This window comes from Adhaeribacter sp., assembly GCF_057359045.1.
Genome location: NZ_JBMQUD010000044.1, coordinates 13808 through 30673 on the forward strand (window position 1 = coordinate 13808; position 16866 = coordinate 30673).

The window sequence follows — 16866 nt, forward strand, 5'->3', positions numbered from 1 at the left end:
TAAGTGTCTAATTTTCGGCAAAATTAATGGTTTTAAAGCATAATTAAAAACCAGGGTAAATTATCTTATGGGAAAGGCGTTTGGGCAAGCGGCTATTAGGCGATGTTGTTGTTTAATTTGGTTACCTATAAACATTTTTACTTGGTGGAAATCATAATAAGCCCGTTTTTGCCGTTTATACCATATAATTCCTGTGAAACAGGTTTATCAATAATATTCACCCCTAATACATCAGCTTTTCTCAATCTTTTAAGTACTTTTTGGCTTTTTAAACTTTCTATATGTTCTCTATTTATTATAAGAACTGGCTGTTTATCTTTACCTTGCTTGTTAGCCTCACTTTGTTTATATTCATTTTTAGCCTTAGCGAAGTTCTTGTGTATAGATTTACGCTTTTGGTTACCTGTTGTAGCTAATATAACAATGCTTCTTGGCGGCGTACAAATAAAGAGATTTTCATTGAAAATAGCTTTATCTACATAGTCAATCACTATAAGATCAGACTGTGAGTAGCTGGTTAACTTATTTTCAATTATATCTGCGTCTATCGGATGTCCGTTCAAAACATAAACTGTATTACTATCTATTCTGGGCGTTGAGAAGGTTTTTATGATCCAGCTATCAATATATTTCTTACTTAAGCTTTGGCCAAGCGAAGGTATAAACCCAATTACATTTAGTATAACAAAACAAATGAAAGCCTTCATAATTGTTATATATATAGCTGGATACTAGAATAGTATACTTTTTAAACTTTTTTAGCCGGATTACCAAAAACAGTTTGGTTAGCGGGTACATCGGCAATAACCACAGCCCCGGCTCCTACCCGCGCTTTTTTTCCAATTTTAACACCCGCTACTACTACCGCACCCGATCCAATAAAAGCATCTTCGTCTACGGTTACGCCCGCATTAATAATTGCACCGGTCCCTACCTGCACATTATCGCCCAGTATGGTATCGGCATCTATTACAGCCCGGGCCTGGATAATACAGTTATCGCCAATTTTGGCGTTGGCATTAATAATGGCTCCGGCATTAACCATAATGCCGTGCCCCAGCCAGGCGTGTTCCGATACCGAAGAAAATTGATGAATGGCATTTACCGGCACTACCTGGTACTCTTCTTTCAGGAGGTTAAGCATGCTTTTGCGGGCCGCGGCATCTTCAGAAGCCACAAATACTTCGCACTTTTTACCCAGTAATTTTAAAAACTCCGGGTCTTCGGTACTGCTCATAACGGCAATATTGTTTACTTCCTGCTGTTGCAAGGCTGGATTATCTTCCAGAAAACAATAAACCACTACACTATTACTCATAAAAATATCGAGGGCCGCTTTGCCTAATTGCTGGGCACCTACTATTATTACCGGGTTTTGCATATAATTTTTTCTAACGTTTTAGCTTTAATCAAGTACGAGGCCTTATTTTTTAATGCTTCGTACCAAATAGCTATGATTTAATAATAATAACATAAAAACTAAAAAAGGCATAAAAACCGTTTTGTACCGGCTCAAAGAACCAATATTGGGTGTAAATAAACCTATCAGGGCAGCTGTAATAACTATATACATCAGGGTAGCCCAAATCGCTATATCTACCGGTAGTTTAAATTTACGACTCAAATTTACGCCTGTTATAATTAAAAGCACCATCACCAGCAAATTCTCGGCGCCAGCCAAATAATAAAACAGGTTGTTTCCTTCGCCGGGATAAGGCCGTAAAATAGCTTGAATAACAGCCGAAGGGCCATGCCGCAGTAAACTTAGCCAGGTTGGTTCCAAATCCGGAAAGCTTAACATGGGTTTCCCCAACGATCTTTCGGATAAGGTATTGTAACTGCTCTTTAACTGGAAAAAGAAATTAGGGATATTGATTACCTCTTTTTCCTTTATTAATAATACGGCACTGGCTAAACAAACCAATCCTATAAAATATAGGCTGGCCCGGGTGGGGCTTAACCAGGTATAACGACGGGTAAATATTTTTACCCCGGCATATCCAAACAACAAAGCAAAAACCAATGCCGCAAAATAAAATTTTATTTTCCAGAGAATATAGCCGGATACCAGAACAGCTAATACCGGTAGCCACTCTTTACCCTTTTTATGATAAAGTAGCTGGAGTACGGCCGATACTAACCAGGCTAAACTACCTAAATAAATAGCTTCTTTGCCTACACCTGCCGACCAAAACACGACCGAAGGAAAAAACAAAAAGGCCACTAATGCCGGCATTTTAAAGGTATGATTTAAAGATACGAGGGTGCTGCTAAGCTGCCACAAACCCCAGAAACTAAATAACGACAGGTATAAACCATTGAGAAAATAATGCCCGTTGGTTAGTAAATTTAATGCACTTAGTACCATAACCATAAAATAAGAGTTAGAGTACCAGAAATATAGTATACTGGTGCGCAAGGTTTCGCTTTCGTACTTACGGGTAAAAAGTAGTCGCAGGTAACTACCGGGGCTCACGCGGGCATATTCGGTTACCAAATCGGCCTGGCTCTGAAACAACCGCGCATCTCCGCCGGCAAAATAGGTATCGTAATAAAGCCCCAGTAAAATCCCGCTTAGGAGTTTTAGTAACAGCGCCGGCCAAAAATATTGCTTTATTGGGTTTAGCTTTTGCTGCCGCCATAACCAATAACTTAAACCCGCTATAAAAATAAAATTAGCCAGGTAGTAAAACAAAGTCATGCAACAGCCGAGTTAGTTTTTAAAATATAATGCCCAATGCGGCAGGCCGCGCAACGCCTGGGCACACAATAGTGGTTAAATAACTGCAAAAGCGCCTGAGAATCCATTGCCGATTTAATTGGGAAAGATAATCCGGCAAAATTAGCGGTAATATTATTCTTTTCGGCCTTTAATTCTTCCAGCAATTGCAGGCCTTTGTCGCGGAGCGGTTGGCTATCGGCGTAGCGGGCATACGTAAACAGCAACGGCACTACCGTATTAATTAAAATTAAATCTAAGCTGGCTTGGCCCATATTTTTATTTGCCTGAGTTGCCGGGCGCCCGGGCATGTAATGTTTTTGCCAGTAAGGACTGAGCTCTCCCCGCAGAAATGTAATGTAAGCTTTGTAATCGGGCAACTGCAGAAGCGGCGAAAATAAATGACTCTTATTTTTTAAAAAAGCTGCCAATTGGGCTAAGCGTAAAGTAGGGAAATTGCCCGGCCGCAACCGTAAAAAATTCCAGTCGGCGGTGGTTAAAGGTTGGGCTAAAGCATATTTATGCCGTAAGTACGTATGTTCGCGGTCCAGGTCCTGCAAATAAACATCGTTGGCAGATGCAACATTTAAAAAACCTGCCTGTCCAAAAAGTAAAGCCTCTAGGGCCACAGGTTGCTCCCGGTGTTTTCTTAAAATCGAAAAAGGTAAAATCCGGCTGAGCTGCCCAAAAGGTTCTTTGTTAATTTTGAATCCGTAATTGGCCGCTAATGCCTGGTAAGTAACTTCTTCCCAATCGTATTTTAGGTGTTTAATTTGCGCCGTAAGCTCCTCGGTTTTAGTTTCCAGCCTTTCCAGGAGCACCTTATCTAACATTTGTAGCTTAGTTAAAGCGGGCACCTTGGGCGCAAAGGGTGCACAAGGAATTACAGTTGGTTGTTTTTCCAGAAGCAGGTATTTAGCTAATAAATCTGGGGCTACACGGTTTTTTAGTTCAATTACGGGTATGGCGCTGCCGTCGGTACGGGTGATAGGTTGGTCGTTTTCCCAAACTACGTGCAAAATAACCTGGTCGTAGCGGACATCTTGCTGGTGGCGGTGACGCAGCCAGTCCGAGGCTTTCACGTGTATTTCTACACTGCCGTTCCAGATTACCGCCCCTATTTTAAGCTGTGCCGCTAAAAAATCGGGTCCGGCATTGGCGTTTAAAAAACCGGTCTTAAATACCTGAATAATTTCCTGTTCGGCGGTTACTAAATCTGTTTTATCAAAATATTGTTGTTGCCAGATATAATACAGAAAATCTTCTTTCATGTAAAGTGCTCCAAGCCGGTTGTTCGCCCATACAGGTCGGGATTATAAACTTATACGGGCAAATACGTTTGGAGATAACCGGCCATTTCGGTTTGTAGTCGCTGGGCTTCGTGGCGGGCTTGGGTGGCAAAATCGGTTCCGGAGCCGGCGTAAATAATTTGCCGCGCCGAGTTTACCAGTAAGCCGCATTGTTTATTCATGCCCAACCGACTAATATCGGCCAGGCCACCGCCTTGTGCGCCTACGCCGGGCACCAGTAAAAAATGTTCGGGAGCCAATTCGCGTACCCGGCTTATTTGTTCGGTGCGGGTAGCCCCCACCACAAACATTAATTGTTCCGGCGTGGCCCAAGCCTGGCTTTTTTGTAATACCTGTTCGTATAAATATGCGTTATTTTCGCTGGCTAAGGTGGTAAACTGAAAATCCTGGCTGCCCGGATTAGAAGTTAAAGCGAGTAAAATTACCCATTTGCCGGGTTGTTGTAAAAAAGGCTGTACCGAATCGGCTCCCATGTAAGGCGCAACCGTAACCGAATCGAAATGTAAATAGTCGAAAAAGGTACGGGCGTACAACGCCGACGTGTTACCAATGTCGCCGCGTTTGGCATCGGCAATGGTAAAAATATTCTCCGGAATGTAGGTTAAGGTTTTTTCCAGGCTTTCCCAGCCGCGTGGCCCTAACGCTTCGTAAAACGCAATATTGGGTTTATAGGCTACGCAATAATCGGCGGTGGCATCTATAATCTGGCGGTTAAAGGCAAATACGGGATCTGGTTCTGACAATAAATGGCGCGGAATCTTTTGTATATCGGTATCCAAGCCCACGCATAAATAAGATTGTTTATCCTGAATATTCCGGAAAAGTTCTTCTCTGGTCATAGTTTGCCTTTAAATACAGGTGCAAAGCTACTTTATTTGTTTTATTTACCCACGGCATTTTCAGGCAAAGAAAGATTTTATTCCTATGGTTAAAGCCCGGTAAAACAAAAAAGCTCCGTTGTTCAGGCGGAGCTTTCTTTTAATATTTCAGAAAATCAAGTATTACTTCTTAGCTTTTTTAACCGGAGCAGGAGTAGCTGCCGCATGGTTGTGTTGCGCGTGCTCCGTTGCCGTAACAGCGGCAGCATTACTGGCTGGAGTGATTTCGGCAGCCGAAGTGGCATTACCGCGCGGCGTAACATCAGCAATAAAAGAAATAGGTGTATTGCCGGTTACGGAATTAGAAATTACGGTAATTACTTTGTGGTTTTGGCCAGGCTTGCCGGTGCTATTAAATTGGGCCGTAATAAAACCAGTTTGGCCAGGTGCTACCGGGGTTTTGGTCCAGTCGGGCGTGGTGCAGCCACAAGTTACCCGTACCTCCGATATTACCAGCGGCTGGTTACCCGTGTTTTTAAATTTAAAGGTGTGCGATACAATTTCGCCTTCTTTAATAGAGCCAAAATCGTGTTTGTTTTCTGTAAAAGAAATAATAGGTCCGTCGGTAACTACTTTTTGATTAGCGGCGGGTGCCGGAGCAGCCGTTTGGGCCGAAGCTGCGCCTAAACTTAAAGATAAACTTAAAGCAAGAAAGAAGAATTTTTTCATAATATTATCCGGGTTATTAGATAAAGGCAAAACAAATATAGTGCTATTTAGTTTCATAATGTATGAACCAAACGTAGATTAATCAACAATTAATTGCGGATTGAAATTTAACAAGTACAATTCTTCGGCCGAGCGGGTCACGGCCGTATAGAGCCAGCGGGCAAACTCGGTATTTACCATATCTTCTTTTAGGTAACCATGGTCTACAAATACAGCTTTCCATTGGCCACCCTGGGCTTTGTGGCAGGTTAAAGCATACGCAAACTTTACTTGCAGGGCATTTAAATACGCGTTTTTGCGCAATTGCTGCTGGCGTTCGCGCTTGGTACCTAAATCCGAATAATCTTTTAAAACTTCTTCATACAGTTTTTTACTTTTATCGGCGGGTAAAGCGGGCGCTTCGGTGTATAACGTATCGAGCAATATTTTTACTTCCATATCGGGTTCGTCGGGGTAATCCACAAACCGGATCATAATATCGGCAAACCTAAAATCGTACATATCTTCGTAGCGCACAATCTTGGTTACTTCCACAAAATCGCCGTTGGCCATAAAGCCAATCGTAGAATCTTTGGCTACCCAGTAATAATTATTCCGGACAATCATTAAATAATCGCCTACGCTTATTTCGTCTTCGTGAAAAAATATTTGCCGCCGGATGTGCTGGTTATACAGGTTGGCGTATTTATTGGATCGGCAAATAACGGTGGTATTCTCAATCCCAAATTTGTTGTACGCGTAGCGCAGGCCGTCTTCCAGTTTTTCGCCGGTCATGCGGTAAATATCTTTGTATGCGCGGGTGCGCAACTGCAGCGCGGGCTCTTTTTGGCTGAGTTGCTCGCGCAAGTTGGTGGCGTTCATTAATATTCCCGATTCCTGGGCCTGGCGCATTACCTGCCGCAGTTCCAGTTCCTGCACGTGGCACCGGAAATTATTGGTGAGGTAATTGGCTTCTAAAGACGGACTAATGGTTTGATTAACCGGTGGCAACTGGGCGGTATCGCCAATTAATATTAATTTATTGTTCTTCTTTTCGAAAACATATTGGATTAAATCCTGCAACAACCCGCTGTCGCCAAAAGCTTTTTCGTCTGATATCATCGACGATTCGTCGACAATAAAAACCGTATCGGCTAGTTTGTTGGGTTGGCGGTTAAATACCAGCCCATCGGAAAAAGCATTGGCCGATTGACGATAAATTTTTTTGTGAATGGTAGATGCCGGCAAGCGGGTATACGACGACATTACCTTGGCCGCCCGGCCAGTAGGTGCTAAAAGTACATACTTGTAGCCAAAGCCGTTTAGTATTTTTACCAGAGCCCTGACTACCGTAGTTTTTCCGGTACCGGCAAAACCTTTGAGCAAAAATATTTCGCGGTTGTTGTTCTTACTCGAAATAAAAGTATCTAATTTTTTAAACAGCGCCGCCTGGTCGGGTGTGGGCTGAAAAGGAAAATTTTGCAATAAAGCTTCTTCGGGTCGCATGGAGTGAATGGCACGTTTTAATTTAAACGTTGGCCAGCGTTTATTTAATTAGGTTGTAGCTATTATTTATTTTTTATTAACCGGATAGATGGTAACCATAGTGGCCGTAGCTTTGGCAATGCGCACCGGCTCCTCCGCTCCTATTTTACAATATATTTCGGCTTCACAAAAGTTCAATTGGCACCCTTGTTTTAAAACCCAGCCCGTGGCAAACAAGGTGTCGCCCAGGCCGGGGTTCAGGTAAGATATTTTTAATTCTGCGGTAACTACCTGGCAGCCCGGCGGCACCAGGCTTACGGCGGCAAAGCCCATTACAATATCCGCTAGCGTGGCGGTAAGGCCGCCGTGTACCAATCCCTGGTCTTGTTTGTGTTCGGGTTTTAAAGTTAGTTCGCCTTCTATCTTTCCTTCTGCTATATTTGTGATCTGGAACCCAATGAGCTTCATAAAAGATTGGTGCTCCAGTTTTGCCCGGATGGTATTCTTAAAATCTGGATTATGGGTCTTTATCATAAGGTAAAACTAAGCAGCTAAAACATTGGATACAAACCAAAACGATTTAAGCCTTTTACCGCCACCTTACTCGGGTAAATTACGGGTGAGGGTTTGCGGCATCCTTTTAAAAGATAAAAAAATATTGGTGGTAAAGCACCAGCAAATTGCCGGAACTTATAATTTGTATTCGCCGCCGGGGGGTGGCGTACAATACGGCGAAAAAGTAGTGGATTGCCTGGTGCGCGAATTTTACGAAGAAACCGGCTTACTTGTAAAACCCGGTCGCTTTTTGTTTATGCAGGAGTTTTTGCAAGCACCTTTACACGCCCTGGAATTATTTTTTGAGGTAGAGCAAACCGGAGGTATTTTAAAAACCGGTACCGACCCAGAATTAGCGCCCGATGCCCAAATTATCTCAGAAGTAAGTTTTAAAACTTTAGCTGAACTCCGGCGCGAAAAAGAAGAAGAATTACACCAGATTTTTAAAGATTTAATTGATCTGGATGATTTGTTTATGCCGCAGCACCGGTTTTTAAAATAAATTAAACCAGACGGTAATTAATACCTGCCCCTGCGTCGGCATGTGGTTTTAGGAGCTATAAGCCTTTTTAATCTAATTATTTTACCAGAATACCTAAAAACGGATAAATCAGATATTTTGCAAACGGAAAACTACCATTACCGCCTTAACCAAAAAATCACCGACGAGTCTTTCGACGAGCAGAAACAAGCAACGTACGGCCTTTACCTGAATTTTGGCAAACAACAGGTGCGGCTGGCCGTTTTAGATATTACCCGCAATATTTTTATTCATTTAGAAGATTACGAAGTAAGCCACATTTTTACGCCCATGCAGGCGGCACAGGTTTTCCAGGAGTTTTTTTCCAGTCATCCGTTTTTGTTTAAACCCGACTGGGGCCAGATTAAAGTAGCGGTAAAAAACCACAACTTTACTTTAATACCGGCCACCTTGTTCGAGCCCGAAGCGGCCGCCCATTACCTGCGCCTGAACTGCGATATAGATCCGGAGCACGAACATGTTTTTACGTACCACCACCCCAATTTAGAGGTTGTTAATACTTTTGCGGTAGATAAATATTTGCTCCGGGTTTGGGAAGAAATGGTACCGCAAAAAAACGTATTGTACCTGCACCAAACCAGCGTTTTGCTGGCTGGTTTAATGCACTACGGCGAAAGAACCGACCAAAGAAAATTGTATGCTTACGTAGAAAAGAAAACGCTATACCTGCTAATATTTAAAGAAAACAACCTGGAGTTTTGTAATTTATTCCAGTGCCATACCCCCGAAGATTTTTTGTATTACCTCATTTTTGTAATGCAGGAACATAAAATGAATCCGGAAACCGATCGGGTTACTATTTGGGGCGATATTTCGCACGATTCGGCTTTGTTTTCTTTAATGCGCAAATATATCCGGCACGTACAATTTGGCAACCGCTTGGGCGGCCCTACTTACAGTTATAAACTGCAGGATATTTTCGAACATCATTACCTGGATCTGTACAGTCTTTATTTTTGCGAATAGCCTGAAAATAGGGGTTAATTTTTCTGTGGCCGCTCCTTAAAAAGATTAGAATTCGTTAACCATACTTTTTACCCTAGCTTAACCCCGGCACACCTTCATTAAAAGAGCAACATAACAACTAATTACCAACCACTAATTACTTTAAATGAAACGCATTGCTATTTTCCCTGGCTCTTTTGATCCTTTTACCAACGGGCATTTTGATATTGTGAAGCGCAGCCTTACATTGTTTGATGAGTTTATCATTGCCATCGGAAACAATAGCACCAAAAAGCGTTATTTACCCGTGGAAGAAATGGTAGGGATAATTGCAGATATTTTTAAAGACGAACAAACGGTAAAGGTGCAGGCCTATAAAGGCTTAACCGCCGAGTTTGCCCGCAGCGTGGGCGCGCGTTACCTGGTAAGGGGCTTGCGCAACACCACCGACTTTGAATACGAAAATACCATTGCCCAGGCCAACCGCCACGTAAACCCCGATTTAGAAACGGTATTTCTGATAACCTCGCCGGCTTTGGCCGCTATCAGTTCTACCATTATCCGCGAAATTCATTCGTACGGCGGCAACGTAGATGCTTTTATACCTTTCCAGATTTCGCAGCACGTAAATAATACCGAATCACAAAAGCAATAGAAGCATAAGCCTGGGGCAAAATAGCTTCTACTTCTTCGGGCGTCATAAATTTAACTTCCTCAATAAATTCTTCGGCTTGGGGCTTCATCAGGGTATGGTCGGTACAATCCATAATGTACCAGCTGGTTCTCTTCAGGATTTTGTTGCCCTTGTAGGCGTAAGAATGCCAGGTTTTAGGCAGTTTATCTACCACTTGTACCTTAATATTGCATTCTTCTTCTACCTCGCGCAAAGCGCCATCCAGCGGCTTTTCTTTTTTATTAAGTTTGCCCTTTGGTAAATCCCACATGCCCAAACGGTAAATCATCAGGATTTTGCCATCTTTTACTACCAAGCCCCCGGCCGCTTTTACAATTTTAAACTGGTCTTTTAAGTGCAGAATCAGCTTCCCCTTTTTTTCGGTTATGAGGGTAAGGGAATTGAGTTTCTTCATCTTCTTCACCTCCATCAGCCGAACGATGCGGTCTACAATGGCATCGTTCACATTGCGAATCAAAACATCGCCCACCAAGGTTTTAGAGGTAAATGACTGTCCTTCATCCAGAATTAAATCGTAATGGTGCTTGTAAACTTTCTCACCAGCTTTCTTGATGATCAAAGGAATGTCATTAATAAAGACGTTCATCAGTTAAATCGCTTATAGAATTACAAATCAAAAAAAATAAATCGGAAACAAAAATGCCTCCGGATAAAAAACCCAAAAATATTATTACGTACCTTCGCCCCATGCAAAAGTCTACACCTGCGCTGCAGATCGCAGCCTATCTACTGGAAACCCAAGCTGTAAAACTCCGTCCCGAAGCCCCATTTACCTGGAGCTCAGGGTGGTTATCACCTATTTACTGCGACAACCGGGTTACACTTTCGTACCCCGAAATCAGAAGTTTTATCAAACAAGCGCTGTCCGAACAAATACGTACGCACTTTCCGGAGGTTGAGGCCATTGGAGGAGTGGCTACCGCCGGTATTTCCCAAGGAGCTTTGGTAGCCGACTTACTGAACCTACCCTACTTATACGTGCGCCCGGAACCAAAAAGTCATGGCATGGGTAATCAAATAGAAGGCCGGCTACTTCCCGGTCAAAAAGTGGTGTTGGTAGAAGATTTAATTTCTACGGGAGGCAGTTCGCTTAAAGCCGCCAAAGCCGTAAACGAGGCCGGTGGACAGGTAATTGGCATGGCCGCTATATTTAGCTATGGTTTTGAGGTTGCTACCCAGAATTTTAACGAAGCGGGCATTAAACTGGTTTGTTTAAGCAACTACCAGAATTTGCTGGGCATTGCCCTGGAGCAAGGTTATATTAAAACCGAAATGCTCGAAACCCTGAGTAACTGGCGGAAAGCGCCCGATAGCTGGAAAAAGTAATTTGGTTGTTCGTTATTGAAGTCTGATTTCCAAGGCTCGATTTGCGAGGTTCAAAACTCTATCGAGCCTAAATCCAACACGCATCCTCTAACTGCTTACTGTTCACTTTTCCTTTAAATGAAAATCGGGCTAATTTCTGACACCCATAGTTACTTAGATGACCGGATAATAGGGCATTTAGCTGATTGTAAGGAAATATGGCACGCCGGTGATTTTGGCTCTGTAGCGGTTTCAGAAGGTTTAGCGGCTTTGGCTCCTTTGCGGGGCGTGTACGGCAATATCGATGATTTGCAAATCCGGCAAATACACCCCAAGGTACAACGGTTTACCCTAAATGGGTTAGATGTACTCATGACCCACATTGGCGGCTATCCCGGCAAATACCACCCCGATATACGAGCCGAAATAAAAGCTAATCCGCCGGGCTTGTTTATCACGGGGCATTCGCACATATTAAAAATAATGCCCGATAAAAGCTTACCGCCTTTGCTGCACATTAATCCGGGGGCAGCGGGTAAGCACGGGTTTCATCACATCCGCACGCTCGTAAAATTCCAGATAATAGCCGGCAAAATTCAGCAGTTGCAGGTAGTAGAATTAGGTAAACGCACCGCGTAAAAAACAAAAAGTGCGACTGTAGCAGCCACACTTCTTCTATAACTTAGGTGTTAATCTTAATGTAATCAGCCCTTATTCAGCGGCTTTCTCTTCGTTGGCATCAGGGCTAACCCGGTCTTTAACCGCTTCTACTACATCTTCTACTTTTTCAACCACAGTTTGAGCGGCTTCTACAATAGCGCCAGTAACACTGCTTAAAATACCGCTTCCTGATTCTTTGGTAGTTTCGGATGCAGTAGCCGCAGGCTTACTTGTGCCGGCATTTTGGTTAAACTGAGCTTTCAGTTCTTCTGCATCAACATTCTTAATTACCGGAGTAGAAAGCAATTGCTTAATTATGCGTTGCTTGTTATTGGCTCTTGCTATATTTTTTCTGTGTTTTCTTTTTAATCTTGTAACGGCCATTGCTCAAAATTTAAATTGGAACGCAAAAGTAATATTTTATTTCCTATTCTCAAAGAAAATATTTGTTGTTGAGACTCTGTCCGCAATATTTACAATCAATTAGATTTCTTTTATGCTAAATCTAACGCTTTGTGGCTATAATTAACCTCATATTTTGTTTATAACTTTGCAAAGCTGATTAATATTTTACCCAAACCGAAATTAAAATGACCTTTATAGATTTGCGCAGCGACACCGTTACGCGCCCCACTCCTGCTATGCAGGCGTACATGTTTGATGCTGCTGTGGGAGATGATGTTTTTGGGGAAGACCCAACCGTAAATGCCCTCGAAGAAAAAACAGCGGCTATGTTTGGCTTAGAAGCCGGTTTGTTTTGCCCTTCGGGCACCATGACCAACCAAATTGCCATTAAAGCCCAAACCGAACCTTTAACCGAAATAATTTGCGATTATACTGCCCATATTTACCAGTACGAAGTTGGTGGTATTGCATTTAATTCGGCCGCATCGGTATACTTGCTGCAAGGCCCACGCGGAAAAATAACCGCCAATATGGTAGAAGCCGCTATTCGGCCCGACAATATTCATTACCCTATTACGAAATTGGTTAGTCTGGAAAATACCTCTAACAAAGGCGGCGGCTCTTATTATACACTAGCCGAAATTGCGCCTATTGCCGAGCTATGCCATAAAAACAACTTGGCTTTTCACCTGGATGGTGCCCGGATTTTTAATGCCTTGCTTGCCGCCAACGAAAAGCCACAGGATTATGGCCAATATTTTAATACCATTTCGGTGTGTTTATCTAAAGGTTTAGGTGCGCCGGTAGGTTCGGTGTTATTGGGCAGTAAAGAATTAATCCGGAAAGCCCGGCGCATCAGAAAAGCTTTTGGTGGTGGTATGCGGCAAGCTGGTTTTTTAGCCGCCGCCGGAATTTACGCCCTCGACCACCACGTAGCGCGTTTGGCGCAGGATCATGCCAATGCCCGATATTTAGGGCAAATTTTAACGGGTTGCAGTTTTGTACAAGAGGTAATGCCCGTAGATACCAATATTGTTATTTTTAGCCTGGTACCTACCGTATCTACCGAAGCTTTCCTGCAGAAACTAAAAGAAAATAATATTCTGGCCCTGGATTTTGGCCCACAGAAAATCCGGTTTGTAACCCACCTGGAATTTACCGCCCAAATGGTCGAAAAAACGGCGCAAATTTTAAAAGGACTAACGTTTTAGATGATTATTTTACCTCCGGTGTAAAGCTTTAAATTTTGCCCGGAGGTAAATATATATTCAAACAACTTGGTTTTAGATGGGCATTTATTTACCTGCTGTTGTAATAAGATGTTATTTTATTTAACACAGATTACCCAACAGCCTCCAGAAATTTTAATAAATACTTTATCTTAATATAAAATGGAAGATTTAACCGGTTCTGAAACCACGTGGCGCGAAGTATTAGGCCAGGATAAAATTATGGCCGGTTTAGTGCAGCAAGGAAATGCCATTGTACACGAGCCCCACGAAGATATTTACAGTAGCTTGCTGAGTTCCATTATAAGCCAGCAGCTATCAACCAAAGTTGCCCGGGTTATCCGGACGCGTTTTCTGGCGCTGTTTCCCGATAACTATGCCTGGCCGAAGTTGGTACTAGCTAAAACCGACGAAGAACTCCGGGCCGTTGGATTATCGTACCAGAAATTAAAATACATCCGGAATGTGGCAGAATTTGCGCAGGCCGGCCAGTTAAATTATGCAGTTATCAGCCAATTTAACGATGAAGCACTGATTAAACACCTGACCCAAATAAAAGGGGTAGGCCGCTGGACCGCCGAAATGATTTTAATGTTTACCTTAGCCCGCCCCGATGTTTTCCCGGTTGATGATCTGGGTATTCAGAACGCCATTAAGAAGCACTATGGGGTAAGCCAAACCGGCAAAGAATTGATGAAAGAAATAACTAAAATTGCCGAGGCCTGGCGTCCGTACCGTACCATTGCCTGCCGCTACCTATGGCAGTCGCTGGATAACGGTTAAAGCTGAATGGTTGTGGCTTGATAGAAAAAGCCGAAAATTAATCAATGTAAGTTCCGGCTCATTTAAGTAAGCAAAAAAATTTATTTAACTGATAAAACAGATTTACTTACTAACCCTAAACATTTATCAACTTAAAATTTATTACCTTCTTAACAGGTTTTAATCTAAACTTTTGGTTTTACCGGCAACTAAAGCAATGCAAAGGCCCATTACGGCAATTAGGGCAAAAGAAACCTGTAAACTAGTGGCTCCGGCTACTAAACCAATTACCGGCGGCCCCAATAAAAAACCCAGGAACCCAATAGACGATACAGCGGCTAAAGCCATGCCCGGCGACATAACCGAAGTTTTACCGGCGGCACTATAAACCAATGGCACCACCGACGATACCCCGGCACCCACGAGTAAAAAACCAATAATAGCCGTAATTAAATTGGGCAATAAAACAGCGATTAATAAACCCGAAGCGGTTAAAATGCCGCTTAACTGCAAAACGCGTCTTAAGCCAATCCGTCGGGTTAAGCCATCGGCTAAAAACCGGCTCAAAGCCATGGTTCCCATAAAAGCTGTATAACCTGCTCCTACCCAAGCTTTTTCGGCCATAACCACTTTCTTAAAATATACGCCGCTCCAATCAAACATGGTGCCTTCGCAAATCATGGCACAAAAAGCAATCAGGCCTAAGTTAATCAGGGCCTTGTCGGGTTTAACAAAAAGGGGTTGGTCTGCCTTTTGGCTATGATTGTCTTTTAAAAAATAGCGGGCGCTCACGGCGATAATAACCCAGGCAAACACCAGCACGGCCATAAAATGCTGTAAGGGTAATATGCCGGTGCCAATCATAAGGGTGCCTAACGCTGCCCCTAAAAAGCCCGCTAAACTCCACACCCCGTGAAACGAAGCCATAATAGATTTTTTATAGAGCGCCTCTACGCCTACCGCCTGCGTGTTGATAGAAATATTAACCAGGTTGCCGGCCAATCCAAATAAAAACAACCCAGCCACCAACTGGCTGGTTGTTCCGGCTAAACCTAAGGTAACTAAGACCAGACTGTACAACATTGCCGCAATAATAACTACCCCCCGGCTGCCGGCCCGCGTAATTAACCACCCGGATAAAGGCAAAGAAAGCATTAAACCAATCGGCAAGGTTAGCAACACCGCCCCTAAACCAGACTCTGATAAGCCCAGGTTTTGCTGAATGGAAGGAATGCGAGAGGCCCAACTGGCAAAGGTTAAACCTTGTACAAAAAATATAGAAGAAACGGCTAACCGGTAAACTTTTTTAGGAATTGCTCTAGCCGCACCAGGTAGGGTTAACAAAGGTTTTAAAGAAAGAGAATTATCTGCAGCCATGTTAAAATCGTATTTGTAACTATTCGGCAAAAATAATATTTTGTTACAAATATTCTTATTAACAGCTGTTATTATTAAATAAATTTTATGTTAACAATATTTTTATTCAAATATTACTTATACCACCTGAGCCAGAATACAACTTTTACTAATTGGTTTTAAGCTAATGAATAAAGATTTAACTTTATTATTTATTTCTAGAGCTAAGCCTGGTACGATAAGTTGTTATTTTAAAATTTAACGCACTTTGCTGCGTTTAATCAGGTAAGAGGTCAAAACTTTCTCGAAGGGCTCTTTAATATCAACCGGAATAAAATCGATTTTGTATTGGCCGCATTTAAGAGCCAACTCCTGCTTATAGGCATTCATGGCCTGGAAATATTGGGTACGTACCTGCGAGGGTTGTAACTTTATTTCTTCGCCGGTTTCAATATCCACAAAAACATAGGGCCGTTCGGCAAAATCAAAATTTTCTTCGGTCGTTTTATCGGTTACATGAAAAATAAGTACCTCGTGGTTGCGGTGTTTCAGGTGCTGCAGTGCCGAAAGCAAACTGGTTGTATCTTCCTGCCGGCTTAGCATGTCGCTAAAAATTATAACCAAAGATCGTTTCTGAATTTGCTGCGCTATCTGGTGAATAACTGCTGGCACATTGGTGTCCTGGCCCGAAGACGGTTTAGAAATTAACTGCTGCAGGTGCAGCATAAGCGTATGCACGTGCGAACTCGTAGACCGGACCGGGGTTTGCGCTTCTACTTTATCTGAAAAAGTTACCAAACCTACGGCATCGCGCTGGCGCTGCAGCATATTGGCTATAGCCGCTGCACACAAAGCGCTAAAGGTTATTTTACCATAATTATCAACCGGATAAAACATCGACGGCGAAATATCCAATAAAATATGGCAGCGCAGGTTGGTTTCCTCTTCGTACCTTTTTACAAACAACTTATCGGTACGAGCAAATACTTTCCAATCGATGTGCCGGGTACTTTCGCCGCTATTGTACAACCGGTGCTCCGAGAACTCCACCGAAAAACCATGGTACGGCGATTGGTGCAAACCCGTAATAAAACCTTCAACCAATTGCTTCGCCAAAAATTCCATGTTCTCAAATTTCCGTACGGCGGCTATATCAATAATGGTTTGTTTCATGGGTTAACAAAATTTAAATAATAGAACTTGTTGTGTATTAAATTAAAAGAGTTGTTCCGCTGCCATAAGTGGCTATTATCACCATCCGTAATTTAGTTTAGCGCAATATGCTTTTCTTTTCTGAGGAAAGCCCCCAACAAATACAACGGTACTTCCTTTATAAAACACGAAACAGGTTTGTAATTTAATTAATTTTAGCCT

At 42.7% G+C, this 16866-nt stretch carries 19 protein-coding genes; 7 read left to right on the top strand and 12 right to left on the bottom strand.

The features are described from left to right. Positions 1-137: 137 nt before the first annotated feature. The 8 genes from ACO1R6_RS07985 to ACO1R6_RS08020 all read right to left on the bottom strand — a co-directional run bounded on the left by ACO1R6_RS07985 (position 138) and on the right by ACO1R6_RS08020 (position 7574). Positions 138-707 (bottom strand): hypothetical protein, encoded by a 570-nt coding sequence (locus tag ACO1R6_RS07985; RefSeq protein WP_486263721.1) that lies wholly within the window; start codon positions 705-707, stop codon positions 138-140. 41 nt (positions 708-748) lie between these two features. Continuing rightward, on the bottom strand, positions 749-1381 hold the full coding sequence (locus ACO1R6_RS07990) for an acetyltransferase (protein ID WP_486263722.1): 633 nt from the start codon (positions 1379-1381) through the stop codon (positions 749-751). A 42-nt stretch (positions 1382-1423) separates the two neighbouring features. Beyond that, positions 1424-2701: a hypothetical protein gene (locus ACO1R6_RS07995; protein ID WP_486263724.1), complete on the bottom strand. Its 1278-nt coding sequence runs from the start codon at positions 2699-2701 to the stop codon at positions 1424-1426. After that, positions 2698-3990, bottom strand: coding sequence for a DUF2851 family protein (locus ACO1R6_RS08000; protein WP_486263725.1), 1293 nt, complete (start codon positions 3988-3990; stop codon positions 2698-2700). The genes ACO1R6_RS07995 and ACO1R6_RS08000 overlap by 4 nt, the downstream gene beginning before the upstream one ends. Before the next feature lie 50 nt (positions 3991-4040). Further along, entirely contained in the window at positions 4041-4868 is an 828-nt protein-coding gene (gene pyrF / locus ACO1R6_RS08005) for an orotidine-5'-phosphate decarboxylase (RefSeq protein WP_486263726.1), read from the bottom strand. 162 nt (positions 4869-5030) lie between these two features. Beyond that, complete coding sequence (locus ACO1R6_RS08010; RefSeq protein WP_486263728.1) at positions 5031-5576, bottom strand: DUF1573 domain-containing protein; 546 nt, start codon at positions 5574-5576, stop codon at positions 5031-5033. 78 nt (positions 5577-5654) lie between these two features. Then, positions 5655-7061 (bottom strand): ATP-dependent DNA helicase, encoded by a 1407-nt coding sequence (locus ACO1R6_RS08015; RefSeq protein WP_486263730.1) that lies wholly within the window; start codon positions 7059-7061, stop codon positions 5655-5657. 66 nt (positions 7062-7127) lie between these two features. After that, entirely contained in the window at positions 7128-7574 is a 447-nt protein-coding gene (locus ACO1R6_RS08020) for a PaaI family thioesterase (protein WP_486263732.1), read from the bottom strand. Between the two features lie 25 nt (positions 7575-7599). Here ACO1R6_RS08020 and ACO1R6_RS08025 point away from each other — a divergent pair, with 25 nt between their 5' ends. From ACO1R6_RS08025 to coaD, 3 genes are all read left to right on the top strand, one after another. After that, positions 7600-8097, top strand: a complete 498-nt coding sequence (locus ACO1R6_RS08025; protein WP_486263734.1) for an NUDIX domain-containing protein — start codon at positions 7600-7602, stop codon at positions 8095-8097. 117 nt (positions 8098-8214) lie between these two features. After that, positions 8215-9102, top strand: coding sequence for a DUF3822 family protein (locus tag ACO1R6_RS08030; protein WP_486263735.1), 888 nt, complete (start codon positions 8215-8217; stop codon positions 9100-9102). Between the two features lie 145 nt (positions 9103-9247). Beyond that, positions 9248-9736: a pantetheine-phosphate adenylyltransferase gene (coaD, locus tag ACO1R6_RS08035; RefSeq protein ID WP_486263736.1), complete on the top strand. Its 489-nt coding sequence runs from the start codon at positions 9248-9250 to the stop codon at positions 9734-9736. On the opposite strand, the gene ACO1R6_RS08040 is transcribed toward coaD, so the two are convergent. Continuing rightward, a complete protein-coding gene (locus ACO1R6_RS08040) occupies positions 9681-10361 on the bottom strand; it encodes an NUDIX hydrolase (RefSeq protein WP_486263738.1) in 681 nt (226 codons plus the stop codon). The two genes, coaD and ACO1R6_RS08040, sit on opposite strands and share 56 nt — an antisense overlap. A gap of 101 nt (positions 10362-10462) precedes the next feature. Here ACO1R6_RS08040 and pyrE point away from each other — a divergent pair, with 101 nt between their 5' ends. Both pyrE and ACO1R6_RS08050 read left to right on the top strand, forming a co-directional pair. Then, entirely contained in the window at positions 10463-11101 is a 639-nt protein-coding gene (gene pyrE / locus ACO1R6_RS08045) for an orotate phosphoribosyltransferase (RefSeq protein WP_486263811.1), read from the top strand. Positions 11102-11218: 117 nt separating this feature from the next. After that, entirely contained in the window at positions 11219-11719 is a 501-nt protein-coding gene (locus ACO1R6_RS08050; RefSeq protein WP_486263739.1) for a metallophosphoesterase family protein, read from the top strand. A 72-nt stretch (positions 11720-11791) separates the two neighbouring features. Here the strand turns inward: ACO1R6_RS08050 and ACO1R6_RS08055 are convergent, their stop codons facing one another. Beyond that, entirely contained in the window at positions 11792-12046 is a 255-nt protein-coding gene (locus ACO1R6_RS08055) for a hypothetical protein (RefSeq protein WP_486263741.1), read from the bottom strand. A gap of 284 nt (positions 12047-12330) precedes the next feature. Here ACO1R6_RS08055 and ACO1R6_RS08060 point away from each other — a divergent pair, with 284 nt between their 5' ends. Both ACO1R6_RS08060 and ACO1R6_RS08065 read left to right on the top strand, forming a co-directional pair. Then, positions 12331-13356: a threonine aldolase family protein gene (locus ACO1R6_RS08060; RefSeq protein ID WP_486263742.1), complete on the top strand. Its 1026-nt coding sequence runs from the start codon at positions 12331-12333 to the stop codon at positions 13354-13356. 180 nt (positions 13357-13536) lie between these two features. Next, the gene (locus ACO1R6_RS08065) at positions 13537-14157 is read left to right on the top strand and encodes a DNA-3-methyladenine glycosylase family protein (protein ID WP_486263743.1); all 621 of its coding nucleotides are present in this window, start codon (positions 13537-13539) and stop codon (positions 14155-14157) included. A gap of 159 nt (positions 14158-14316) precedes the next feature. Here the strand turns inward: ACO1R6_RS08065 and ACO1R6_RS08070 are convergent, their stop codons facing one another. Next, positions 14317-15513 carry an MFS transporter gene (locus ACO1R6_RS08070; RefSeq protein ID WP_486263745.1) on the bottom strand — a complete coding sequence of 399 codons (1197 nt, stop codon included), beginning with the start codon at positions 15511-15513 and terminating at the stop codon, positions 14317-14319. A 237-nt stretch (positions 15514-15750) separates the two neighbouring features. Then, positions 15751-16665 carry a DUF58 domain-containing protein gene (locus ACO1R6_RS08075; RefSeq protein WP_486263747.1) on the bottom strand — a complete coding sequence of 305 codons (915 nt, stop codon included), beginning with the start codon at positions 16663-16665 and terminating at the stop codon, positions 15751-15753. Between the last annotated feature and the right edge of the window lie 201 nt (positions 16666-16866).